Origin of the sequence: Labilibacter marinus, assembly GCF_001659685.2 — a bacterium.
In the GTDB taxonomy this organism is placed as follows: domain Bacteria; phylum Bacteroidota; class Bacteroidia; order Bacteroidales; family Marinilabiliaceae; genus Saccharicrinis; species Saccharicrinis marinus.
The window spans coordinates 26,540-51,422 of record NZ_LXYE02000046.1; the positions used below are offsets into that span (position 1 = coordinate 26,540).

The window sequence follows — 24,883 nt, forward strand, 5'->3', positions numbered from 1 at the left end:
TTAGTTAATAGCCTTAAAAGTCCTGTAAGCCAGATGTAGTGTAGTTTTATACCCATCTAAGAAACAAAAAATAAGGCGTGTTCATTTTGTCACTAAACCTAACAAAAGAGTGTTAAAAATGTTTAAGAAATGTTGGGACTAATGTTTGTTTAAGTTATCGATTTTTCTGCGATAAATTAAAGGAGCTACTATGATTTTGTGATATCGTTAGAATTATTCTACATTTATTTGTGTAATTCTAATCATATGACTAACAAAGATTATATACATCTTAAATATAAAGAGGGTACTCCTCAGAATTTACTGAAAGGGATTCAGAAGGCTTTAGGAGGGGAGATTACAGATAATTCTTATCAGCTTAAACAAGGACGAACTGATATTAGGATAGAAGTACATCATTTAATTCCTGAGTTGGAGGTAATGATTACCGAAGCTACGCACTCAAAAAATGTATTGCAAGACAAAGAAGCAGATGATGACCCCGATTATATTCATATGTTTTTAATACAAGAAGGGAAGTTTGAACAAAGCTTTAATCAGAAGCAAGGAATGATGGAGGCTGGTACTTCAAGAGGGATCTTTATTTACAATGGCCTTTTTCCTATTAATGCTTATTTTCCGGCTAATGTGGTCATAAAAACTATTGCCTTTAAAGTTAAAAAAGCAACGATAGCTAATGTAATGCCCGAAGCGCTGGACATACTTAATAGTTTGTTTCCCGATGATAGCCCACTAGCATACCATACTGCCATACCTGTTAAGATGCAGGCGATTATGAATGATGTGTTTTATTATCAGAATGTGGAGTTCGGAAAGAAAACTATGGTTGCAGCGCGTGGACTTGAGTTGTTTACTGACTTACTAAGTTCAGTGAAAAAGTTAGTGGATGAAGATGAATTACACGGTTTGCATGTGGATGATTACCAGCGTTTAATTAAAATAAAGGATCAAATATTATCAAGTTTTGACCAGCGTATAAATATTGAGGAGCTGGCCACCGAGTTTAGTATTAGCCTTTCGAAGCTTAAACGCGATTTTAAAACCCTTTATGATACATCGGTATATCAGTTTTATACTCATGCAAAAATGGATGAGGCCTATCGACGTTTGCAATCGGGTAATTATTCAGTAACCGAAGTTGGATACGATTTAGGTTATCAAAGTTTGCCTAAGTTTTCGCAGATGTTTAAAAAAGTAAAGGGCATTAATCCTAAGGAGGTTGTTACCTTATAAATCTTAAAAGCACCTAATAAATAGTGTTAAGTGCTTTTCCTTTTAGTAAAAGACATGTGCTTCTGCCATCAGCTTTAGTGCATCTATTTTGGCTTTATAGGTTTTTTATATTGCATTAGAAGCTGATGAAGTGCCGCTAAGAACAGTCTCTGCCAATATTTGAGCATCGTGCTCCATTTCTAGTTTTTGGCAAACGTACTCCGAGTATAAATCGTTTAAAGGAGTATTGGTTGCTCGATGTTTTTCTCTATTAATTCCTGCGCCTTCCTCAAAAGTTCAAAATGATGTAAGGATGAGCTTTAGGCTATATTTTCTGTTCTTTCTGCTCCTCAATAGAAACTCGTATTGGTGTTAGTTGCTCGATGCCCGCTTCGCTTAATGCTTTTTGCACTTCGATGTTGACCAGACTTTTGCTATCTAATATGTTTTTTGAAAGCCAATAGTTAACCGAAAATACCATTTTGTTGTCTTTGATACCCTTGTAATAAGACATGCATTCAGGTTCTGTTAGAACATCGTCTATCTTATTAGCTGAATCCTTTAAAATAGTCATTACGGTATCGATGTCGGTGTCCATAGGAGTAGCAATGGTGAGTGTGATGCGCTTTTTATAAGTTTCCAACGACCAGTTTGTTACTTGCTTACTGATTAAATCGGCATTAGGGACAATGATTTCGGAGCCATCCCACTGTTTAATGATGCTGGCTCTAATACCTATTTTTTGTACGATACCTTCGTTGCCAGCCACAATAACAATGTCTCCTGCAGTAACAGGGCGCTCAAAGGCCAATATTAGGCCAGAAATAAAGTTGTTGACAATATTCTGCAACCCAAATCCAATACCAACACCTAAGGCTCCCGCTAATAAGCTAAGGTTTTGCAAATTAAAACCTACCACCGAAAGACCTATCATACAACCCAGAATAATAATAAAGTACTGAGTTAATGAACTAACTGCCAATGGCACTCCGCGCGGTACTTTTACTCGTCCAAAAAGTTCCAACTCCAACAGAGCCCTAATGGCATTGGAGCAAAACCATGATACATAAATAACGATAATAAAGTGAAGTACGTTACCTAAGGTAATAGACCATGACTCAGAAGTAAAACCTATGTTCATGATACTTTGAAAACCCTCTAAAAATGGTTCCCAAAGTAAAAAGAATACCAATGAATAGTAGGCCCAAAGGAGCACTGTAGCTACTCTAATAACTTTAAATAACCATTTTAGTATAGGTTCTTTTTTTGCCCTAATAATAAAGGAGTTGTTGGCATTTTTTGTACCCATTAATATTTGTATAAACGATAGCAGGGCAAAAAAACCAGTGGCAAAAACAAGTAGTAAAATTAACGAGAAAAGTACGGCATTATTCACCATGCGCGCATAGTAATTAAAGCCGATAATGTTGGCAATAAAAGCGGATAGTGTAATTAAAAAATATACGGGCTGAACCGTATTTAATAATCTAAAAAAGAATTGTTTTTTAACGCTGCTTCCTTTTAGTTTTCTCTTCATTAAATAAAAATAAATGTGAAAAGAGAATAACGCGAAGGATTCCATCAAATCTGAGAATCGACCGAAGACATTTCCTAAATGTAAATATTCGTGCAGTACACTTAAAATATATAGGGTATACAGGTAAATTAGTAGAAAGCGTATTTTTTTAAATGTAGCAATAATGTACAGGTCTATAAATGAGACTAAAAATAGTATGATATAGATTTCTTTTAGCAGAATAGGACGTTCTGGAAGCCACCATAGTGCCAGTAGCATGGTAAGGATATATGCTGTTGATATTTTTCTTTTCAGGATGATTTGCGGGTTGAGCCTATTGCTATGAAATAAGCGAATATCTCTGGTGTTAGACGATTTTATTTTATTGAGTAATATCCAAATACCCAAAAATATAATTAATAAAACGAGCATTATTGGCCAAGCATTATCAATGTATATATTTGAATCTTCAAGGCCCATATTTAATAGAGTAGAATTATTTTGAGCTAGCGCTATAGAATCCGTATTATAAGAAACGTTCCATAAGGCTGCATCTTGCGAGAGTAGGAGTTCTCCCGTTTTCTTTTTTTCGTTCTCAGAAATGTTTTCTATATACCTTTGGGTTAGTAGAGCAATATCACTTAATTTATTTTGCAGGATAATAGTATTAACCAAGCTATCGGCAATTATATTCCTGGTAGAATCAATGATTGCTTTAACGTACTTAACCCTATTTTCTGCTTCTAAGGTAAGTAATCCAGGATCTATAACAGATATGGAGTAATCCCAGGTGTTATTATTTTGTTTCAGCTTTGTGTCTATATTCTCTAAGGTAGAGGAGTAACCAGTAATGTCTTTGTGAATTAATTGGGCGTTCGATTTAATACTTTCCCAACGTAGCGTTAAGCTTTGGTAAATGGAGAAGTTAGTACGCGACTCAATAATTTGATCGGTTAATTTTTTTAAGGATAAGGTGTGTGCATGTAAGGTATCTACTTTGGGGCGAATAGACGAGTTAACCGCTTTTTGAATGTCTTGTTCCATCCAACTACGCATCTGTTTTAACTCCTGTGTTGAATGTGAAGCAATTTCAGAAAGTGGAATAGATCGCTTTTTTGCGACTTCCTTTTCTTGGGAGTAAAGAATAGAATTAGAAGTAAGTGTAACTATAATATAAAAGAACAGGAAGAATAACGTTTTTCTGTTCATATGCTTAAACTGCTTCATACATTAGGTTTTCTATTCATCAAAATTATAAAATTCATCCGAATGTAATATAGTTATAAACACAAAGATGTATACTAAGCGGTCAATTATCGATAAAAAAGAGAAAACGTTCTAACTTTAAAATAAAGTGTTATGTTATACTTATACAGAGTTTTAGTCTTTTGTATGAAGTCTTGTTTTTTTGGTAAAAGTTTGATGATCGACTAGCTAATGTAAAGAGATTCTCTTTGTGCTTAGGTGTGAACTTACTAATGAAATTATTTCCTATTGGGTTGAGCCGTCAAAGGGTCATCGGGCCATTTATGCTTCGGGTATCTGGCTTTTAATTCCTTTTTAACTTCAAAATAAGCATTGTTCCAAAAACTATTTAGGTCGGATGTTATTTGTACTGGTTTAAAACCTGGCGAAAGCAGTTGCATAATAAAGCCTTGTTTGTTTTTGTTGATTTTAGGTGTTTCCTGCCAACCAAATATTTCTTGAAGCCTAACCGCTAAGATGGGTGTGTCGCCATTGGCATGATATTGTATTTTGATATTGGAGCCCGTTGGAACCTGAATTTTTTCGGGAGCCAAATCATCTAATAATTGTTGTTTTTCAAAATCGAGATGATGTTGAAGTACCGACTTTAAATCTATCTTTTTTAAATCATCTGGCTTTTTTACTTGCGACAAATAAGGCGCTAACCATTTCATATTTGTTTCAAGAAGGTTGTGGGTGCTCACATCAGGCCACCCTTGCAGTGGGTTCCAGTTTTTTAAACTTAAAACACGGTTTTGCCATTGAGTAACTTCTTTGTTCCAGTTTAATAAGTGTGCTCCTTCTTTAACAATTGCTTTCGAAATGGCTTCAATTTTTAAATCAGAATCGAAATCATGAAGCGGTTTCGATTGTAGGATGATATGACCTACGCAAAGGTTTTTTGCTGCCGTAAATCCACCTCGCTTCGTATCCCATTCAACCACTTCTTTTTCTTTCACCATAGGAGCTAAGTCTCGCGGATTCAGAGGTGAAGCCATAAATATTTTGCCCACAGTATCGCGCATATTAAGATGCGCAATAGCCAGCCAAGCTTCATGTGCTAATTCATCTTTATGGCCAGCCGCGGCAATAGCACCATTGGCTAATTTAAACTGAGCGTTATTTCCAGGTTTGGCATGCGCAATTCTTTCTGGGTAGGCATGTACGAGCATTAAACCTGTTTCAAACGGATCAACCGAAGCATTATCAACTTCCACCTTTAAAAGCTTACGGTATTGTGTGGCTACTTTTTCAATTCTATTTAATATTTTATTGGAGATGGTACCTTTTCTGTTTTTTCGTAAGGCTTCCACTCTCAGATTAATATCAATACCTGCTTCTTTGTCCAATGGGTCTCGCTCTTCTAATATTGCTGCAATATCCGTTGCTAAGTCAGCCATGCCTTCTTCATCTGCCATAAGCAACATATGAGCAAGTCTTGGGTGACAAGGCAGTTGGTTTATCTTTTTACCATGCTCGGTTATTTTGCCATCTTCTATGGCTTCTAACTGGTGTAATAATTCGCTGGCTTGATTTACAGCGCCTCTAGGAGGTGGCGTTAACCATATTAAATCGTTGGGATTTCCAATGCCCCAAACCGATAAATCTAAAGCTAGAGAAGCTAGGTCTGCCTCCAAAATTTCAGGCGTACGATGTTCGCTAAGTCTGCTTTGAGATGCTTTGCTCCACATGCGATAGCAAATGCCAGCATCTAAACGACCTGCTCTGCCTGCCCGCTGGTCTGCAGCATCTTTAGTAATTTCAACGGTAACTAATTTCGATAAAGCTGTATTGGGGTCAAACTTCATGGTACGGCCAAAACCAGAATCAATCACCACCTTAATACCTTGAATGGTTAAGCTTGTTTCAGCTATAGAGGTTGCCAGAACTACTTTTCGTTTGCCTTCTCGATGAGGCATTATAGCAGCAAATTGTTTGTTGGGTGGTAGCTGACCATATAAAGGAAAAATGGCTATGTTGCTCAAGCTTCTTTTTAAGATGGCTTCTGTTTTCCTAATTTCGCCTTCTCCGGGTAAAAACACCAATATGTCGCCCGTTTCTTTTTCTACCGCTTTTTTAACTAAGCGAGCACATAGCTCGGGCAACATCATCATATCAGCATCGCCTTCGTATTTTATCTCAACAGGGTATTGGCGCCCTTTACTTTCCACGATGGAGCAATCCAGTAATCCGGATAGCTTGGGTAAGTCCAAGGTGGCGGACATAATCATAATGCGCAAGTCAGGCCTAAGAACCTGCTGCGACTCTCTGGCTAATGCTAAGGCCACATCGGCGAATAAACTGCGCTCATGAAACTCATCAAATATCACCATGCCCACATTCTCCAAGGCATTGTCCGATTGAAGCATACGGGTTAAGATACCTTCGGTAACCACTTCTACCTTAGTTAGGTCTGATACCTTGTTATCAAAGCGAATACGATATCCAATGGACTGACCCACTTTTTCTCCCCATAAATCAGACATGCGCATGGCAATAGTTTTGGCCGCCAATCGACGTGGCTCCAGCATAATAATTTTTTTGCCTTCCAACCAAGGTTCATCCATTAAAGTCAGCGGAATAAGCGTACTTTTTCCAGCTCCAGGAGGTGCATGAACAATAAGCGTATTGTTACAGGATAGCTTCTCTTTTACTTCGTCAATAATCTCTACAACTGGTAAGTCAGTTTTTCTCGCATCAAAACTCAAGGCAACACTTTTTGAAATTAGCTTGCAAAGGTAGATAAAAGAACATTATACTGGATAAATCGGAGTGGAATTAATAATACTTATCAATTCCGCCAAATCCTTTAATGAGTTTGTTTTCGTTGGTCTTGACAATGAAGTTGTTTAGACGTTTTTTAAATTCCTCAGGTCTTTTTCTGGCACTATCAATATAGGCTATGCGAATTCTTTTATATGGCTGTGAGAATTCCTTATAATTCTTCCAAACAAACTTGTCTGATTTTAACTTCTGAATGATGTCTTCTGGAAAAATAAATTCCTGTTGAATTATTTTTAAGACTTCATGTTTAATAGAGCTGTGAATTAAGTCGTTTTTATAGAGCCATCTCAATCGTTCTATATTGGGTTGTGAGAATGACGTTTTTTTTCTTCGTTTACAAAAGCGTTGGATGGAAGTTTCATCGTTTAATGATTTAACGGTGCTATCAATCCACCCAAAGCATAAAGCTTCTTCAACCGCATCGTTATATAAAATTCTTTCTTTACCCGTTTTCTTTAATGGATATTCTAACCAAATATCATCTTCAGTCTCAAAAAATGTTTCGAGCCATTTTCTCCAATCTTTTCTGTCTATGAAATATTTAGTTGCTATTTCGCTCATTTTGTAATTTCAGCTAAGGCTGGCTAGGAAAAGTGCACGCAGAATCAACGACAAATCCTCCATTATTCTACTGAGCCAATTTTTTGATATTAAAAATAAGCTTAAACTTAATAAATTTTAAGGACGAGAATTTGTCGGAGGGACTTTATCCCTACAAACCTTCTCAAAAAAAAGGAGGTTATAGTCCCCTTTGGGAATTTAGGGGTACAAAAGTGAAACAGACTTTCTGCTTCAAGCATATGTCGTTTTGTTTTCCCATTTTGACCCAGTCTTGTAAGAACCGCATTTTCAGAATGAATGTATTTATCTTTTTCAAATTCCTAAGGTTCAATACTTAATCCTGAAACAATATCATAATATGCCATCATTATTGTATCTATCGATTTTACCCTATCACCATTATTCATTCTATATAGTTATGATAAAGTAGGTTCCTATATCAATTTTACTTTTAACATTAATTGTTGCTCCGATTTTATCAATAAATTCCTTTGTTAATAATAACCCAATTCCTGTACTGATTTCATCACTAGTTTCTAAACTATGTTGAGTGTTGTATTTGAATAATTTATCGAGATCCTTTTTAGACATACCTATTCCTGTATCTTGAATTGTTATCTCGTGTTTATTATCTACTAATACTACTTTAATATTAAGCTCCCCACCTTTAGTATTGTATTTTATGCCATTTGAGATAATATTTCTTATAATGGCGTTTATCATATTTTTATCAGTCTTAATGATAGTATGCTCAGAATAAAATGATGTATTTACTCTAATCGATTTTAACCGTAGAGCATAATTAAAAAAAGATAAAAGCTCTTTTACAATTTTATTAATATTTACAGGTTGAATATTAGGTTTTAAATTAACTAAATCACTTTTAGACCATTTGAGTAAATTATCAAGTGTATTAAAAGAAGTTGAGCTAATCTGACTTAATGTTACCAGTGTTTTTTTTAATTCAGAAGTATCATAGTTATCAAAGTCTTTAGCAATAAATTGAAGAAATTGATTTAGTGTACCAATATTACCTCTAACATCATGAGAAATCAGAGACATAAATTTTGTTTTTACTTCATTCAACTCTTTAAGTTCAGCATTGCTTAATAGAAGTTGTAAATCAAGCTCAATATGTTGCTTAATTTGATTTATTAAGTCAATAAAGTCTTGAGAGTAAAAATTTTCTTTACTATCCAAAACGCAAACTGTTCCGAAACATTCACCATCGGGCCAGTTTATCGGCACTCCGAGATAAGAAATCATATTTATATCAACATCAGGGTTGTTTTTACTCCAAACCTCACTTTTAGTAGCATCAGGTACAATAAGCTGATCTTGCGTTCCTATTACAGACTCACAATAGAGTCCATATATTAAATCCGCTTTTTCATGCAACTCATATGGATTTTCAGTAGTGTTACTTTTGAGAAAGACTTCAATGCTGTCGCGATTTAACTTCATAATTAAACTAGACGGAACATTTACAATTTTTGCCAGTGTATCTATTAATGTCTGCCATTTTGATATAGTTGAGTCAATGATCTCAGGTTTGGAATTAGATGAAATGCTTACCTTTTTTGATTCCTGTGTCTGGCGAATTGTAACTGTCGAAAATTTTTTCATGCTTCCCCCTCATTGATATTTTACCTAAGTTAATAAAAAAATCAGGTTATATCATCAAGGAATTCTGTTTGTTTAAAGGCATAGTTGCCTAGTAAAGTAACTCTATTTTTTGTTTTATCTATTTTAAATGTAACTAACGTGTGTTAAGGGTATAAGTGTTATTGCCTTAGTGGGATAGATAGGGATTGGGAGTGTGTAAGCAAGGTGATTGAAATCTATTGTGCTTGGATTAAATCTTTACTGTTACTATATGAGCTTAATTTAATAAATAGATTTTAAAAAGAAGACTTATGGTTAATCTTTAGCTGGCGGTCGTACATCACAATACTTCCTGCTGCGGAAACATTAATGCTTTCGCTTGAATCGAATTTAATAAGGTGGTGACATTTTTCCATGGCAGCTTTTGTTAGGCCATTGTCCTCGGCGCCTAATAAGTATATACAGCGGCGTGGGTGTTCAAAAGTTTCTAAAGATACAGAGCGTTCGTTTAACTCAACACCAACCAGTAAGGCTCCTTTGGGCATATGTTTATAAAAGTCTTCAAAATCATCGTAATGAAAATAAGGCATGGCGCCAGTTGCTTTGCGGGTATCGCAAGCTTGTTTTGCGTATCTTCTTCCTACCGTAAAAATAAAGTTGGCCCCCATGTTTTGTGCTGTTCGCCATAGTACGCCTAGGTTTTCAGGTGTTTTACCATTTTGAATACCAATACCAAAATACCCTTGTTCTAAATTGTCAATCATTACTTCTAAAATTTGAAGCTGCAAATATAGTGTATTTAATTCCTTAGATTTTGACCATTTTTTCGCCTTTTCTTCGGGGCCGCTTCGCAAAACCTTCGCAACCGCTTCGCATTTCTTCGCAGGTTGTTCGCAAAATGTACACAAATACTTCGCCCTATGGATGCGAATGATGGGTGAATGTTTTATGATGGAGGAAGCATGTTGACCAAAAGGATTATAGTACTTGACTCAGAGTTATCAAGGGTTTTTACTTTAAACTCTTATTGTCCTTGTTCTTAGTGCTTTTCACTAAGCCTATCTGTGTAGCAACGTCCTTCGTTAGTTTAGAAAATGGTCGCTTTTTGTAATCGGCTTCTTCAGCATAGCTCCCAAGTGCCAATTTATAAGCTTCATCCTCTTCAATGCCCAACTGTGTTTTTAGCATATTTATATATGAACTTCCTAACAGAGCCTTTTTTCTATAGATTTCAGATATTAAATCACCATGCTCCTTATAAATTGTATCAATTTTAAATGTTTCATGATTATTTACCACCGTTATTTCTTTTTCATTACCATCAATGCGACGTAAAGCAACTTCGTAATCGTTGTTTAGGCCTAAGCATGCATCAATATTATTGGGAGAAGTTTCAAAAATATACTCTTCACCATATCCTTTTTCGTAAGGATGAAGGTTTTTGCCATATGTAAATTCTTCCTCTCTTTTTAAACGTGAATTACAGGTTTCACAGCTTGGAATTAGATTATAAAAAGACAAGCGTAGAATGGGGTGTTCTTTTTTGCAGAAGAAATGATCTAATTGGGGGTTTGTTAGCTTACCTGTTCCTTTTTTATTTTGAACATCTTGTACAGTGTTTATCCAATTTCTGTTGCAATAAGGGCATACTGAAATGCCTAACATCTCTGTTAAAGTGTAATTATTCCAATCATCTAAATCACCATTTACGAAAGCATCATAATTAAAGACTTTCTTTAGGCAGTCTTGTTTCATTTTGTAATGCTCTGTTTCCTCTTTTCCCTTTTCGTTGGCATATATGATATTGGAGATTTCTTTCGGAGTACCAGTAATTATAAGCTTTAAATTCTCTTTTATGTACTGAAAGAATGAAAGATTTTCACTACAATTAGAAATCTTCATTTTATAATCACCGCCCAAAATTTCTGTTATTCTCTTAGCATTTAGTTCTTCCTCTTTAAAAAAAGGCTTTACTATGGAATTTGCTGCACTGCCATGTATTCCAAAAGTATCTAAAATAGATTTTTGGATTGATGTATATTCTATTTCTGCTAAAGCATTGAAAAAGGCAATACAAAAATCAACACGTGGCTCAATATATCGTTTACATGCCTCGTAGTGCTTGCCAACAATTTTATCAATATTAGGATGTTCAATTTTTATCATTCCCGCTGTTTTTAAGTCTATTCCGCTCCTTTTCTAAGCGACTTATTTGGTCATCATAAAAAGATATTTTATCCTGATCCAGATCTGATTTATTTGAGATGTGCTTGTTATACAACTCAATTAAGTAACGTTTTATATTAGTATCACCCACTTGGCTTATTACATTCCAAGCTTTATCTTCATTCCAAACTTCTTGATTTCCTTTACCGTTTAAAAACAGAAGTAGGGAATCTAGTTGTGTTTTAGCAAACGCTCCGATAGTTCCTTTCTCCATAAAAAAAGAACTAGCTAATAAGTCATGAATATTTGCCCCAAAGGTTTCTATATCTCTATTGTCAATTTCTATCGTCCAATTGTCTTCCGATTTCTTCATGTAGATAATATTATCTTTCATCAAGTCTGATAATATATAAGGAGAATGAGTTGTTAAAAACAACTGAATTTTATTCTTAGGATAAAATATAGGTAAATATTTGTTAAAATCATGTATGATGTTTCTTTGCCGTTCTGGATGTAAATAGAGTTCGCATTCATCTATAAATAGCCAGATCGTCTTATCCTCATTATCCTTTACAGTATTTAATCTAGAAAAAAGATTTAGTAAAGCCTCTTCCCCTGCACTTAGTCGCTGAAATCCAAAGTTGTAAATGAACTCACCTGTAGGAGGGAATAATTCAAACAGTGCACTTAAACTTTGCCAGACCTCCTCTGTAAACTTAATTACAAATGTTGTTGATGTACCTCCCATCGTAATTTCAAACTTTTTTACAAAGTCTGCGATATTCTCAAGTATCTCGAAAAGCTTTTGTTTTATGGAGCCATTAGGTGCTGATTTTGTAGAAATATACTTGTTAACATCATCTTGCACTCTTGCATCGTTTTCCCTAGAAATATATCTAATGATAAAATTTTTTAATTCGTTACTCTCTCCATCGTTACTCGTATGGCTTAATTGAAGTAATTCTAAAAGTAAAATCACTGCCAACTTATTCTTAAAGTATAGTTTTTGATATGTAGTTGCCCTAGCTAGATCTTCATCATCATAGGATTTAAGAATCAGATTTTTGTCGATCTTATATGCTGTAAATATATCTTCATACCTATCTAAAGTTTTAGGATTAAAGCTTATTGATATTTTCCGTGGTAGAAAATCCAATTGCTGCATATTGTTATATTTCGAAATAAATTGGAGTTTTCTTTTTGTATTTTCTCTATGGTAAATAATCGTAGGTAAAAAACTAAAGGAAGCTTCTTTTTTGATACTTTCTTTTATAGTTTTTAAGTTTGGTGAAGGTGAAGTTTCACTAAATTCGAATACATCGTTAATGGCATTTTTGACAATTTTATTTGCATCTTCTATTGCCTCAAGAAGATAGTGGTCACTGGTTAAGTCGATTACCTTATTAAATGATTTATCCATTTTATTTAACTGAATGGAAGGATCGTAAAAAATAGGCTTTACTACTCTCAAAAAATCATCATGAGATAATATTTCTATTCGTGAATGAATGCTATCTATATAAAGTTTTAAATTTCTTCCAAATTTATGAAAAGCAAAGAATTTACCATCACCACTTTTAAGTAGAAAAATAAAATTTGATATCTCTTTGTTGTTAGCTTCAAATATATTCTTCATTTGATTAATTAATGAAGATTTGCCTGTACCGTTCTTCCCAACTAAGGCTGTGCAATTCAATATAGAATTATCAAATATATTATAGGTTTCTTTTTGAGAAGTTATATGAAGTTCATTTTTATTTATATCAATTTTGTAAGTGTAACTCTTGTTAAAAGCAAAATCCCAATGACCCATCTTACCTATAAAGTCATTTGTGCCGAAGTATAATAATTCCATGTATGTTTGTTTCAAATAGTAGGTGAATATAAAAACCTTATCTATATTTTATGACGAAGTTAGCATTAAACTTTTTATGCAAATGATGTTACTTTAGATATGATTCTTTGAATTGAATACACAATATTTTTTCGTGTTAATAAATACTTCATTGATTTATTAAATGGTGATTATGTGAGATTCATTAATTAGAAGGAATTGGTTATAAATAGGAAGCATAATTGGATAAAACGATATCTATTTATAATCAAAAATGAAGAAAGTCTTCTAGAAAGAAAGTGTGACATTTCTCATGGTTTTACTCTTTTTTAGGAATCTCTATTGTATGCAAATGTAGTTAAATGTGAAAAAATGTTTAAATATTTCATCTTTGGTACTTAAAATGACTGATTTCGTATCTTTGTGGTCGTAAAATAGATAGATAAAAAATGAAGCGCTTAGGAGAAAGAATTAAACGTAAGAGAGAGGAAATGCATCTGCAACTCAATGAGTTGGCAAAAAAGGTGGGGATTAGCTCTAGTGCGCTTTCGCAAATTGAAAAGGCTAAAGCATTACCTTCTATTACCAACTTAAAGTTGATATCTGTACATTTGCATACTACTGTAGGTGAGTTGATTGGAGAGAATGATGTGTTGGCAAATAACCCGCTTGTTAGGTTTGATGACATCAGCTTTGTAGAAGAGAATCAATCGGGTTGTTCTTCTTACCTATTATCTAACCATGGTCCTAATAAACATATGGACACCTTATTGCTTAAGCTTAAGGCTAATGCTAACTCTGAGGGGGTTGTGCATAAGCATCCCGGGCAAACTTTTTTGTTTGTTTTGCAAGGAGAAGTAGTGGTAAGCTTAGATGATACGACCTATGCTTTAAAAAAGAATGACAGTTTCTACTTAAATTCCAATGTCTCACATACTATATTAAACCCAACATCCACAGAGTCAGATGTTTTGTTGGTGTCTACTCCATCGGTAGGTTAGTGCCCAAAGCTGCACTTGTTAAATCATACTTCATATCTAAATTTTAACTTAATTTAAATAAAGTACTACTTCATTAATTTAATGTGGATTAATATATTTGCCACCGTATTTTTCTCCTACACCTGACATACCCAGATAAAAAACAATATAACAATTATACAATGAAAGATTTAATTGAGGTATTAAATGGTAAAGGTATAGCCTTGCCAGAAAACATTTCTACATTATTAAAGGAAGCCAAAAGTGTTTCTTTTTTTAATACAACAGAAGAGTTAGCTGATGCAGCTACAAATGGTAAGGAAAATCTAGAATTCGAAGTTAAATACGATGTTCCAGGTAAAGGTGAGTATACCGAGGCTGTTGTTCATCGTGTAAAAAATGGTATTTCAGCTAACTATACAGAGGCCTATATGCGTCGTAGAGACCCAGGTACTATGGTTATTGCTGATGATAAGCCAACGGATAAAGTTACTTATAACGAAAAGTTTGGTGAAGACTTTTCTAAACTTCAAGGTGAAACTTTCGAGTGGTTAAAGTCTCAGGACTTAGCAGTATTCTTTTACTTTGCTGGTCGTGCAGGAATTGGTTCTTTAGGTATGGCTATTGCTCCGGCAAACGCAGGTTTCTTTGCATTAGGATTATCGATGCTACAAGAAATGAAGTCGCTAGAAGATCTTGAAGCAGGAATGGAGATTAAATCTACTATTTTTGTTGCTCCAGTATTCCGTCATACGCATTTCGACGGTAAGCAAGTGGTAGTGCATAATCGTACAGAGAACGTTCACGAATTATATTCATACAATTTATACCCAGGACCATCTGCTAAAAAAGGTGTGTACGGTGTATTATTAACACAAGGTGAAAAAGAAGGTTGGATAACAGCTCACTGTTCGGCAGTAGAAGCTATCTCTCCATATGATAATATTACTACTTTCATGCACGAAGGTGCTTCTGGTGGAGGTAAGAGTGAGATGCACCAGCACATTTTGCGTGAGCCAGAGGGTGGTGTATTGTTAGGTAAAAATACGGTTACAGGAAAGTCTGAGCATATTAACTTACCTAAGTCATGTGCTTTCCGTCCGGTAGCTGATGATATGGCTTTCTGTCACCCATCGGTACAAGAGAAAGATGGTAAGTTACGTATTGTAGATGCTGAGAACTCGTGGTTTGTTCGTGTAGATTCAGTTACCCAATATGGTGATGATCCAACATTAGAGAAAACATGTATCACTCCAAAAGAGCCATTGTTGTTCTTAAATATCGATACTAACCCAGATTCAACAGCTTTAATATGGGATCATATTGAAGATGAGCCTGGAAAAACTTGTCCTAATCCACGTGTGGTTATCCCTCGTAAAATCATGCCTAATGTTATCGACCGCCCAGTAGCCGTTGATATTCGTAGTTTTGGTTTACGTGCACCGCAGTGTACTGCAGGTGAGCCTTCGTACGGTATTGCAGGTATGTTTCATATCTTGCCACCGGCTTTAGCTTGGTTATGGCGTTTAGTTGCTCCTCGTGGACACAAAAACCCAAGTATTGTGAGTGATGGTTCTATGCAGAGTGAAGGTGTTGGTTCATACTGGCCATTTGCTACAGGTAAAAAAGTGGATCATGCTAACATGTTACTAAAGCAAATCATCGATACACCTCGTACTACATTTACTTTAGTTCCTAATCAAAATATTGGTGTTTGGAAAGTAGGTTTTAAGCCTCAGTTATTAATGCGTGAGTATATGACTCGTCGTGGTGCGGCTAAATTACGCGAAGATCAATATCAGGATTCAAGATGTCCGTTATTAGGATATGAGTTAAACTACTTAACTATCGAAGGTTCTAGGATTCCTGAAGATCTATTAAAAGTGTACAAGCAACCAGAAGTTGGTGGTGATGGTTATGATGCAGGTGCTGCAGAATTAACTGAATTCTTCAAAAAAGAGTTGAAGCAATACTTACAGCCTGAATTATCAGAAACAGGGCGTAAGATTATTGAAGCTTGTTTAAATGATGCGACTATCGAAGAGTACAATAAAATTGTACCAATGAGTTTCGAGTACGACTATTCATTTAAAACAATTGACAATTTGTAAGTCATTGATGGGGGTTAGTGGTTTCGGCCATTGATACCATCCATTCAATATATTCCTCCAGTACATAGGTAGTTTTCCTAAATTATCATTTGAGCCTATTGTACTGGAGGTTTTTTATACCCTATAGTTTCATACTTCAACTCCGCAGGTATTAGTTGATTTTAATTGTAGTAGTTAAGCTTTTTCTTAATCCGCTCGGATTTTTACTCTACCAATTTTGGACTTTATTTCATCAGAATCTTGCGAAATTATTTTTAAACTTAGTTTCAACGATTTTATACCTTTTATGGATGATATTGACATCCTGTGCATCCAATAATTTTAATATTGCGAGCTAATAATTAAGGTATGAAACAAACAACAAACTTAAATCTGGTAGCTGTCGTGATGCTTTTGTGTTTCGCAGCTTGTTCTACTTCAAAAGATAAAACTGCAAAGGTTTGGCAAAACTATGTGGCAGATAAAGAGAACGGTAAAAAAAGCCTATTGATAGATTATTCCCATGCGGGATATGCCTATGGCGAAAAAGAAATTCCAGCAGTATCTTCATTAAACTATCCTTATTTTGATGTAACAAAGTTCGGCGCTATTGCCAATGATACTATTGCTGATGATGAGGCTATTCAAGCGGCTATTAACGAGGCAGCAAAGGCTAAGTGTGGAATCGTGTATTTCCCAAAAGGAAGGTATATCGTTAACAAGGGTAAGAATACTTCTGGTTTTGAAATCAATCATTCTAATATTATAATTAAGGGTGAAGGCGCAGGTGCTGGTGGTACGGAAATATTTATGCAAGATTACATGCATCATGACAAATCGTTGTTTAGATGGACTAGTCCGCATATGTTTACTTTCCGCCCTGAGGGCTTGGATTATGATGCCTTTTGTGCCACCAATACACCAGCTCGTCCTTATAAAATAAAAACAGATGTGGTAAAGCTAGCTCCTGCGGGTAGCTACGAAATTGAGGTAGCTGATGCTCATTTGTTAAAAGGTATATCTTATCTAATTTTAGTGATGCCATATAATAAGGCGTCAATGACGGATTTTATGGGCGATGTAGAAATGCGACCGCAATGGGAACGTATAAATGAAAAAGGCATTACGGCCAATGAGGTAGTTCAGGTAAAAGCTATTGATGGGAATAAGATTGTTTTAGAGCGACCTCTACTCACGGATGTTAAACCTGAATATGGATGGTTTGTCTCTCCTCATACAGTAATTACTGAGTGCGGCTTTGAAGATATTCACTTGATTGGTAATTTTCAGGAAAAGTTTGTGCATCATAAAAACAAAATACATGATGGTGGTTGGAAAGGTGTAAATATGGCGCATGTAACCAATGGTTGGGTTCGTAGATGTGTTTTTACAGATGTGAATAGTGCGGTAAGAATGATGGGGTGTTTGTCGAGCTCGGTATTAATGAATGTGCTGGATGGACAACAAGGGCATGGTTCGGTAGAAATGACCTTTGGAACGCGCAATTTTACAGGTTTATGGTTAGATAGAACGGATGTAGGGCAGTGGCATGGTATTGATGCTTCTCATATGGCGGCAGGGAGTGTGGCCTGGAGAATCTCCGCCCCACAAGGAAGAGGTTTTGATTTACATTCGGGATATACCAGAGCTACTTTATATGATTGTTATGAGGCCTACGATATGAGTGGTAATGGCGGAAGTTATAAGGTAGAGCCACACCATATGAAAGATTTTACTCTATGGAATTTCAAACAGACAGGTCCTGCCGTACAGCAATATGATTATTGGTCTATGCAGCCGCGAAAAGATAACCCTAAAAGTCCTTATTGGGGTATGGCAGTAGCTCGTCCAATAGTAGTAGGTTTTCATGGGGCAAGCACCACTTTTAAAGAAGAAAGTATTGCGTATTTAGAAAGTGTAGGCCAAAAAGTTTACCCTGAATCATTATACGAAGCCCAGCTTACACACCGATTAGGAAAACGACCTGCTTGGTTAGATGTAGCTATGCAAGAGTGGGAAACTTGGAAAGTGAGTGTTGTAAAGGATTAAGTGATCCATTTAGGAGTCTGTTAATACGAATAAAAATTGTAGTTTTAAGCTTGTATGCAAAAACAATATGCAAGTGTTGGTTTTGCTAATCATCAATAGTTGTAAGTTGACTTAAATTCAGAAAAGGACCGAGGTTCTTTGGTGTTTAAGGTAAGATGTTCAATTTTTGGTGTAGTTATTAAATGAACAAGCAACAAACTAACATGCTCGCATTTTATCGCAAACTAAATATTCAATACAAAATTTCGATACTGCTAATTGGCTTATCTTTGCTGGTCATCTCTTTAGTATCAGTAGTTTTGGCAGTTCAGTTTCGAAATGCACTTGAGGAGCGCATCTTACTTCAATTAAGTTCTATACGACATTTAAAAACAGCGCAGTTAGAGCATGTTTTTAATTCTCATGTGCATGAAATTGAGATGATAGCACGAAATCTGGATAACAATTCCTATCTAGATGCATTGGCTGAAGATCAGTTTATACATATCGATTCTGTAGTGAGTACAAATATTCAAGCTGCTGACGATTCTATTGCTGTATTAGATATTAGTCCGCAGTTTAAGGATGGAAAGATTCATTTAGAATATTCTTATCCCTTAGGTGGCTATGTATATAAGTTTTATTCTTCATCGCAGCAGATTCAGCAAATATTATTCGAACGAACGGGGATGGGAGAATCGGGTGAGACTTATTTAGTCGGTTCCGATTATTATTTAAGGACTATTTCTCGTTTTTATCCAGAAGAGATACCAACTCAGATTTATTCAAAAACAAAAGCTGCTGAATATGCCTTAAATAATACTTCTGGCGGTTTATTGCATTTAGATTACCGGCAGGTAGAAGTGTTTAGTTCGTATGGATTGCTTCAGTTTAAAGGTGTAAAATGGGCGGTGTTATCTGAGATAGACAAGCAAGAAGCATTTTCTCCCATCAGAGAAATGGCGGATAGGATATTGTTTTTTGCCATTATCATGTTTATGATTTCTTCGGTAATCTCGTATTATATTGCACATCGTTTGGTTTCGCCTATTATAAAAGCACGAGATATCATCAAGGATATTTCGAGGGGAGAAAAAGCCAAACCACTAGAGTGGAGTTCGCAAGATGAAATGGGAGATATGTTTTATGCCATCAACGAACTGGTGAAAGTGAATGATCAGATTATTTATTTCTCAAACCAAATTGCAGAGGGTACTGGTGTGGATGAAATGCAGCCCAGAGGAGAAGCGGATTTGTTAGTGGCTGCACTTAATAATATGAAGAAGCAGCTAAAGCAACTTAAGCAAAAGGAGCAGCAGTTGCTAAATAAAAATCATCGATTATTTGTAGAAGGAGAGGAAAAGGAAAGAGCGCGTTTGTCGCGAGAATTGCATGACAGCATAGCGCCTTTGTTAACCAGTATCCTGCATAAATTACAGCATCATTATAACGACTCAAATAAAGAGCATGAAGTGATTCTCATTGTTCGTGATACTATTCAAGAGCTTCGAAAAGTATCGTTTAATTTGATGCCTTCCGTACTGAAAGATTTTGGTTTGATTGAGGCCTTACATAGTTTTGTAAAGGTTAATTTTGAAGATCGCGGCACGAAGATTTTTATTGAACATACCAAGGAAGGCGAGGGTGAGATTTCTAAAGAGGTAGAGTTAAACTTGTTTAGGATCATTCAGGAGGCCATTCATAATGCTATTAAGCACGCCCATGCGCATGAGATTAGACTGTCGGTAACTGAGTTTGCCGATCAGATAAATGTATATATTAGTGACGATGGAAAAGGCTTTGATGTAGATAATGTTCCGAAAGGTAGTGGTTTGCAGAATATGAAAGAGCGAGTGCGGATTTTTAATGGGCATTGGTTTATACAATCGGGTGCGGAAGGCACAAGTATTGAAATTGAATTTAACAAGCAAAGTAATGATTAGAGTGAGCATAACCGACGATCATGACCTGTTTCGTTCAGGTGTAGCATCTTTATTTAATGATATCGATACGATAGAGGTGGTGGCGCAAACAGGTTCGGGAGAAGAACTTCTGGAGGTTTTAAAGCAGCAGGAGGTGGATGTTGCCTTGGTAGATATATCGATGAAAAAAATGAATGGCTTGGATACGGTAGTGGAAATGAAAAAACATCATCCGCATACCAAAGCTATTATGCTGACTATGCACAATGATTCGCCGTACGTTCTTAAAGCCTTGCGTAATGGAGCGTCAGGCTATTTGTTAAAGGATTGTGATGAGGATGAGTTAATACGTGCTATAGAGGAGGTGCATAAAGGAAAGCGATATGTCAATCAGGAGGTTTCTGAAATTATTCTGGATGCTATGCATACCGAAGAAGAAGTCAAATCCTTATCTAATAGAGAAATTGAGATTTTGGTGCTGGTTGCTCAAGGCAAAACAGCTAAGCAAATTGCTCAGGAATTATTTATTAGTACCCGTACTGTTGAAACGCATCGCCGAAATATGATGAAGAAACTAAAAGCTCAGAATACGGTTGAACTGGTTAATAAAGCCACTAGCCTGGGGCTTTTATAAAAGTTCCTTGAAATATACTACGTAATTATACGTAGGCATATCTACGCAAAAACCACCTATGATTTTACCTTTTATTACGAATTGATGCACATGGTATTACCCACTATTTTTGAATCAGGTAATAATTTAAAAATGAAACGATATGAAAAGGGTAATATTAGTATTGGGCATGAGTTTTTTTGTAGCTAGTTTAAGTTTTGCACAAAATTCAAAAAGAGAGTTTGGTCCTACAGTAAAAAACCAAAAGATCTGGGAAAAGAAAGAAGGTAGTACGGTAGTTACTACAGAAAAGGAAAGGTTAACAGGCGGAGCGGCTAAAAATGCTAAGGTTTGGCAGAATAATTCAAAAGACACTGCAGAAGTAGTATTTGGAACAGGTACAAAACAGACCAAAAAACTCGCAGAAAAAAGAGCGAACAGAAAATAATAAAATGATTTGTAGTAATAATCTTGAGTATGTAATTCTACCTCGAACTCAAGAAGATGAAATGTCAGGCTATCTTTTATTGGGATAGCCTTTCTTTTGTTTCTCATTTTTAGGCAGAGCTAGGGTTGAGGATTGTTATTCTTTCGTCATACTCATGTCATGGTTAACCACATTAACTATTTTGTAACAAGTGCCGATGTGTCCGTTGCTGTCAATTCCTTCAACTTTTATTAATATGGGTGATTCGTCATCCGATGTGTAAAAGGAAAAGTTTCCAACGCCAGTTGAATCTATATTTACGCTTGGATTCCAATAGAGTGTAGCTCGTAGGTCTTTTTGCTTTGTTTGGTTTACTTCGTAATTGGGGCTGTAGAATGCACGCGATAGAGAATATCCTCTCAGGTTTTCTACTTTAATTCCATTTACATGAATCTGTTTGTTGGAGATTTCTCCTCTTTTGGTATAAACAGCAATAGCTCCGTTTCCTCCTTTAAGACCGAATACGGCCAGGTTACTGGCATTTTTTAATATTTCAACCTTATCAATTTCATAAACAGACGTAACTCCAAATACTTCTTTATCTACTTCAATACCATCTATTAAAAATAAAGGTTCTCCTCCTCCTCGAATGGATACATTATCTCCAGTAACTAGAACGCCTGCTGCCGAGCCCGCCAATAAGTCCCAGATGGTAGAAAAGTTAGGCGTGTCATCGTTAACGCTAATTACGGCATCGGCAAAACTATACATGCGCTGGTGACCGTCATTCTGATTAATAATGTCTTTTTTGTTTTTAACAATAGTCACTTCGTCTAGTAAATGCTCATATTTTAAAGGATTGTATGCTTTATCCTCCATAAGCCTTTGGTATGCTTTCTTGTTAAACTCCTGCTGTAGTTTTTCATCAGGCGTAATAAAATCCTGAAATGTTCTTACATCATCTGGTGTGTTTAAAAATGTTTTTACATCAACAATCTCCGTGTTCTTCCATTCATGTTTATTTACACCTTGAAAAAAAGTAGATATGGTATCGGGGAAAAACAACGGGGCAAACTTAAAAGTTCCATTTTCTTCGGTCGGCGACTGACTGAAACGATTGAAGCCTGCTTGGTTTGACATGATAACGGATACAGTACCTTCTTTTACACCTTTTTTGCTAAATAATCTTTTAATTCGTCCAGAAATTTCTAGTCCAACTTCTTTTTGATATAACGTGTCGGGGGTAATGCTATCATATTTACTCCAAACATAGTTGCTCCAACCTTGCGTTAATAGCAATAAGTCTAGTTTTTCGCGAGTAGAAGCGCTGTCGTCTTTAAAGTAGAAGGAAGGATTTTCGATATGGCCTTTCAATTCAGAATCTAATAAAAGGTACGACTTAATATTTTGCGGATAATCTTCGAGTTGAATATTTTGATTGACACTTAATGCACATGCTGAAATGCTAGCTGTATTAGAGCGTGCGTAACGAGAATCCTTCAGTTTAATATCTACTTTTTCTCTGGTTATAAAGATGGAATCATTGGCGCTTAATTCTATATTTAAACATTCTTCTTTATCTACAAATATTAATCTTTCAGTTATAGGATTCATCTGGTCATCAGCAAGGATTACTCTATTAATACCCATTTTGAATATTGACTTGCGCAGGTTGACCATTTTTATAACCCCTTTCATCTTAATAGGAAAAAAGAAAGAGTTGATACCATATGCATTTGAAACTAAGTAATAGGTTTTCTCTTGGTTGGTTGCTGTATTATCTCTTAATTTAATATTGTAAATAGAATCATTTAGTGCGGTAAGCGACATCTTAATTTTGTTCTCTGGTTCCGGAACTTTAAATATCTGATTGGGATATTTCTTTAGCGTTATGTTATAGTGTCTACCTGATTTTGGTATAAAGCGTACCTTACCCATTCCTGCATGTGTGCTTGCTATCTCCGAAATCAAATTTCCACTCCCGTCTTTTAGCCAACCGCTAACCTCAACCGATTGTCCGTTGGCGGAAAGTGCTTTGAATGCCAATGTGCATTTTGAGCCGTAACTTAAGTATCCACCTTCAGGTAATATCTGAAAATCAATTTCTCTGGAGATATTATTTGGTGTGACTGAGTTTATAGAATCTTCTATTTGTTCGTATTTTAACTGGGTATTATGTAATTCTTTAATGAGTATGTTTTTCTCATAATAAAATTCTGAACCATAATTTTGTTGGTATTGCGTATAGGTTCTTAGTTTATATTTTCCTGCAGTCAGACTATAGTTGTCAAGTGTAAAATCCGAGTATGTTATTCCATTATGCGCAGCTAGTAAATTACGAACAACACATCTGTTAGAATCATTTACCAATTCTATATAAATATTGCGATAACCCTCTGTAAAAATATTGCTGTGGGCATCGGTTAAGGATATCTTAAACCATAAAGTATCGTTTGTTACATAAACGTCACGATCCGATTGAAGGTAGATTTTCTCTGCAGGATGTTCTAGCAAGAATGTAGAAAGCTCTTGATTAAAGAGTTTAGGTTGAACTTGTGCTTTTATGGATGAAAAAGACAAAAGGGTAAGGGTTACAAAAAGAAATCTCATGTTAGCAGTTTTACTAGGTGTGGCAATAAGTATTTTGTTGTTCAATAATAGTGTAATTTAATATATTACACAAGTGCTCTAGATTAAAAAAAGAGGTAATTCGTAGTTGTAAAAGTCGGAATTACATGTAAGTAGCTACAAACCCAATCCAAAATAAACAGTGTTCAAGTCCCATTTTTCATATATTGTCCTTAATTTCCATTTATATGCTAACTATTTACTAATTTAGCGCAGATTTTTTCTATAAGTTGTCATACGTGTTGTAATGGCTTGGATTGTCTCTATTACCTATGTGTAAAAAAGGACTAAAATTACAATACGATTTAGTTACCATAGAAAATCAAAATATGAGTACGAAAATACATGATGTATGTATTGTGTTAATTGGATAATACTCATTAATTTCGCTGAAAATAAAAAGGCAAATACAACGCATGAAGAATATAAAAGTTGGCCAACAAGAGTTTGGCAAAGACAAGCTTTTTTTAATTGCTGGTCCTTGTGTGATTGAAGATGAATCTATCATGATGGAAACAGCTGAAAAGCTAAAAGTAATGGCTGAGAGGCTAGATCTTCCATTTATTTTTAAATCATCATACATAAAAGATAACAGAAGCTCCGTTGATTTTTATCCAGGCCCAGGTTTGGATGAGGGATTAAAGATGCTTCAAAAAATAAAAGACACTTTTGATGTGCCCGTTATTTCGGATGTGCATATGGCAACAGAAGTAAAAGCTGCTGCTGAGGTGTTGGATGTTATTCAAATACCAGCTTATTTGTGTATGCAAACTTCGTTGGTTACAGAGGCTGCTAAAACAGGAAAGGCTATTAATGTTAAGCATGGTCAGTTTTTAGCACCTGAAAACATGATTAAGCCAGTTCAAAAAATTGAACATTTTGGTAATAAAAATATCATGGTAACAGAGCGTGGTTATACATTTGGATATAACGATATGATTGTTGATCCTCGTAGTTTTTATGAGTTGCAACAAACGGGTTATCCTGTAGTATTTGATATTACGCATTGTATTCGTCGTTACGGTATTCCAAGTTCCGATCCAAATGGCGGAACACGTCAGTACCTTGGCCCAATTGCTCGTGCAGGGGTTGCTGCTGGAATTGATGGAATATTTATTGAAGGGCATCCTGAGCCTGCAAAAGCACTTTGTGATGCGGCTAGCCAGTATCCTTTGGATCAGTTAGAGGAGTTTTTAAAGCCTTTAATTGAGATTCACCATATTGAGAAAAAACATAGAACAGAAATTTAATATCACCAAAACAAATATTTTA

At 35.5% G+C, this 24,883-nt stretch carries 16 protein-coding genes; 8 read left to right on the forward strand and 8 right to left on the reverse strand.

Features of this window, described 5'->3' with window-relative positions:
* Nucleotides 1-246 precede the first annotated feature (246 nt).
* A complete protein-coding gene (locus A8L32_RS18960) occupies nucleotides 247-1,233 on the forward strand; it encodes a helix-turn-helix domain-containing protein (protein WP_066632527.1) in 987 nt (328 codons plus the stop codon).
* Between the two features lie 304 nt (nucleotides 1,234-1,537).
* On the opposite strand, the gene A8L32_RS18965 is transcribed toward A8L32_RS18960, so the two are convergent.
* The 7 genes from A8L32_RS18965 to A8L32_RS18995 form a co-directional block, all read right to left on the reverse strand.
* Nucleotides 1,538-3,955 (reverse strand): mechanosensitive ion channel family protein, encoded by a 2,418-nt coding sequence (locus A8L32_RS18965; protein WP_066632531.1) that lies wholly within the window; start codon nucleotides 3,953-3,955, stop codon nucleotides 1,538-1,540.
* 257 nt (nucleotides 3,956-4,212) lie between these two features.
* Nucleotides 4,213-6,681 carry an ATP-dependent helicase HrpB gene (gene hrpB / locus A8L32_RS18970; RefSeq protein ID WP_066632533.1) on the reverse strand — a complete coding sequence of 823 codons (2,469 nt, stop codon included), beginning with the start codon at nucleotides 6,679-6,681 and terminating at the stop codon, nucleotides 4,213-4,215.
* A gap of 70 nt (nucleotides 6,682-6,751) precedes the next feature.
* Nucleotides 6,752-7,318: a YdeI/OmpD-associated family protein gene (locus A8L32_RS18975; protein WP_066632536.1), complete on the reverse strand. Its 567-nt coding sequence runs from the start codon at nucleotides 7,316-7,318 to the stop codon at nucleotides 6,752-6,754.
* A 408-nt stretch (nucleotides 7,319-7,726) separates the two neighbouring features.
* A complete protein-coding gene (locus tag A8L32_RS18980; protein ID WP_066632539.1) occupies nucleotides 7,727-8,944 on the reverse strand; it encodes a GAF domain-containing sensor histidine kinase in 1,218 nt (405 codons plus the stop codon).
* Between the two features lie 275 nt (nucleotides 8,945-9,219).
* Entirely contained in the window at nucleotides 9,220-9,687 is a 468-nt protein-coding gene (locus A8L32_RS18985; RefSeq protein WP_066632544.1) for an RNA methyltransferase, read from the reverse strand.
* A 247-nt stretch (nucleotides 9,688-9,934) separates the two neighbouring features.
* Nucleotides 9,935-11,089, reverse strand: a complete 1,155-nt coding sequence (locus A8L32_RS18990; protein ID WP_066632547.1) for a hypothetical protein — start codon at nucleotides 11,087-11,089, stop codon at nucleotides 9,935-9,937.
* Nucleotides 11,076-12,944 carry an AAA family ATPase gene (locus A8L32_RS18995; RefSeq protein ID WP_066632550.1) on the reverse strand — a complete coding sequence of 623 codons (1,869 nt, stop codon included), beginning with the start codon at nucleotides 12,942-12,944 and terminating at the stop codon, nucleotides 11,076-11,078. Before A8L32_RS18995 ends, A8L32_RS18990 begins: the two co-directional genes overlap by 14 nt.
* 428 nt (nucleotides 12,945-13,372) lie before the next feature.
* Here A8L32_RS18995 and A8L32_RS19000 point away from each other — a divergent pair, with 428 nt between their 5' ends.
* The 6 genes from A8L32_RS19000 to A8L32_RS19025 all read left to right on the forward strand — a co-directional run bounded on the left by A8L32_RS19000 (nucleotide 13,373) and on the right by A8L32_RS19025 (nucleotide 21,004).
* Nucleotides 13,373-13,924 carry a helix-turn-helix domain-containing protein gene (locus A8L32_RS19000; protein ID WP_066632553.1) on the forward strand — a complete coding sequence of 184 codons (552 nt, stop codon included), beginning with the start codon at nucleotides 13,373-13,375 and terminating at the stop codon, nucleotides 13,922-13,924.
* Between the two features lie 161 nt (nucleotides 13,925-14,085).
* Nucleotides 14,086-16,014 (forward strand): DUF4914 family protein, encoded by a 1,929-nt coding sequence (locus A8L32_RS19005; protein WP_066632556.1) that lies wholly within the window; start codon nucleotides 14,086-14,088, stop codon nucleotides 16,012-16,014.
* A gap of 348 nt (nucleotides 16,015-16,362) precedes the next feature.
* Complete coding sequence (locus A8L32_RS19010) at nucleotides 16,363-18,042, forward strand: DUF4955 domain-containing protein (RefSeq protein WP_066632559.1); 1,680 nt, start codon at nucleotides 16,363-16,365, stop codon at nucleotides 18,040-18,042.
* A 182-nt stretch (nucleotides 18,043-18,224) separates the two neighbouring features.
* The gene (locus A8L32_RS19015; RefSeq protein ID WP_066632562.1) at nucleotides 18,225-19,964 is read left to right on the forward strand and encodes a HAMP domain-containing sensor histidine kinase; all 1,740 of its coding nucleotides are present in this window, start codon (nucleotides 18,225-18,227) and stop codon (nucleotides 19,962-19,964) included.
* Nucleotides 19,957-20,577 carry a response regulator gene (locus A8L32_RS19020; RefSeq protein ID WP_066632565.1) on the forward strand — a complete coding sequence of 207 codons (621 nt, stop codon included), beginning with the start codon at nucleotides 19,957-19,959 and terminating at the stop codon, nucleotides 20,575-20,577. Before A8L32_RS19015 ends, A8L32_RS19020 begins: the two co-directional genes overlap by 8 nt.
* Nucleotides 20,578-20,719: 142 nt before the next feature.
* Entirely contained in the window at nucleotides 20,720-21,004 is a 285-nt protein-coding gene (locus A8L32_RS19025; RefSeq protein ID WP_066632567.1) for a hypothetical protein, read from the forward strand.
* Nucleotides 21,005-21,139: 135 nt separating this feature from the next.
* Here the strand turns inward: A8L32_RS19025 and A8L32_RS19030 are convergent, their stop codons facing one another.
* Nucleotides 21,140-23,593 (reverse strand): hypothetical protein, encoded by a 2,454-nt coding sequence (locus tag A8L32_RS19030; RefSeq protein WP_066632569.1) that lies wholly within the window; start codon nucleotides 23,591-23,593, stop codon nucleotides 21,140-21,142.
* Nucleotides 23,594-24,027: 434 nt separating this feature from the next.
* On the opposite strand from A8L32_RS19030, the gene kdsA reads away from it, so the two are divergent.
* Complete coding sequence (gene kdsA / locus A8L32_RS19035) at nucleotides 24,028-24,861, forward strand: 3-deoxy-8-phosphooctulonate synthase (RefSeq protein ID WP_066632571.1); 834 nt, start codon at nucleotides 24,028-24,030, stop codon at nucleotides 24,859-24,861.
* Nucleotides 24,862-24,883: the final 22 nt, after the last annotated feature.

Coding starts and splice junctions, on each gene's coding strand:
- A8L32_RS18975 (WP_066632536.1), bottom strand. CDS start 7,318: ATGAGCGAAATAGCAACTAAATATTTCATAGACAGAAAAGATTGGAGA.
- A8L32_RS19025 (WP_066632567.1), top strand. CDS start 20,720: ATGAAAAGGGTAATATTAGTATTGGGCATGAGTTTTTTTGTAGCTAGT.
- A8L32_RS18960 (WP_066632527.1), top strand. CDS start 247: ATGACTAACAAAGATTATATACATCTTAAATATAAAGAGGGTACTCCT.
- A8L32_RS19005 (WP_066632556.1), top strand. CDS start 14,086: ATGAAAGATTTAATTGAGGTATTAAATGGTAAAGGTATAGCCTTGCCA.
- A8L32_RS19020 (WP_066632565.1), top strand. CDS start 19,957: ATGATTAGAGTGAGCATAACCGACGATCATGACCTGTTTCGTTCAGGT.
- kdsA (WP_066632571.1), top strand. CDS start 24,028: ATGAAGAATATAAAAGTTGGCCAACAAGAGTTTGGCAAAGACAAGCTT.
- A8L32_RS18965 (WP_066632531.1), bottom strand. CDS start 3,955: ATGAAGCAGTTTAAGCATATGAACAGAAAAACGTTATTCTTCCTGTTC.
- A8L32_RS19030 (WP_066632569.1), bottom strand. CDS start 23,593: ATGAGATTTCTTTTTGTAACCCTTACCCTTTTGTCTTTTTCATCCATA.
- A8L32_RS19000 (WP_066632553.1), top strand. CDS start 13,373: ATGAAGCGCTTAGGAGAAAGAATTAAACGTAAGAGAGAGGAAATGCAT.
- A8L32_RS19010 (WP_066632559.1), top strand. CDS start 16,363: ATGAAACAAACAACAAACTTAAATCTGGTAGCTGTCGTGATGCTTTTG.
- A8L32_RS19015 (WP_066632562.1), top strand. CDS start 18,225: ATGAACAAGCAACAAACTAACATGCTCGCATTTTATCGCAAACTAAAT.
- A8L32_RS18990 (WP_066632547.1), bottom strand. CDS start 11,089: ATGATAAAAATTGAACATCCTAATATTGATAAAATTGTTGGCAAGCAC.
- A8L32_RS18985 (WP_066632544.1), bottom strand. CDS start 9,687: ATGATTGACAATTTAGAACAAGGGTATTTTGGTATTGGTATTCAAAAT.
- A8L32_RS18980 (WP_066632539.1), bottom strand. CDS start 8,944: ATGAAAAAATTTTCGACAGTTACAATTCGCCAGACACAGGAATCAAAA.
- A8L32_RS18995 (WP_066632550.1), bottom strand. CDS start 12,944: ATGGAATTATTATACTTCGGCACAAATGACTTTATAGGTAAGATGGGT.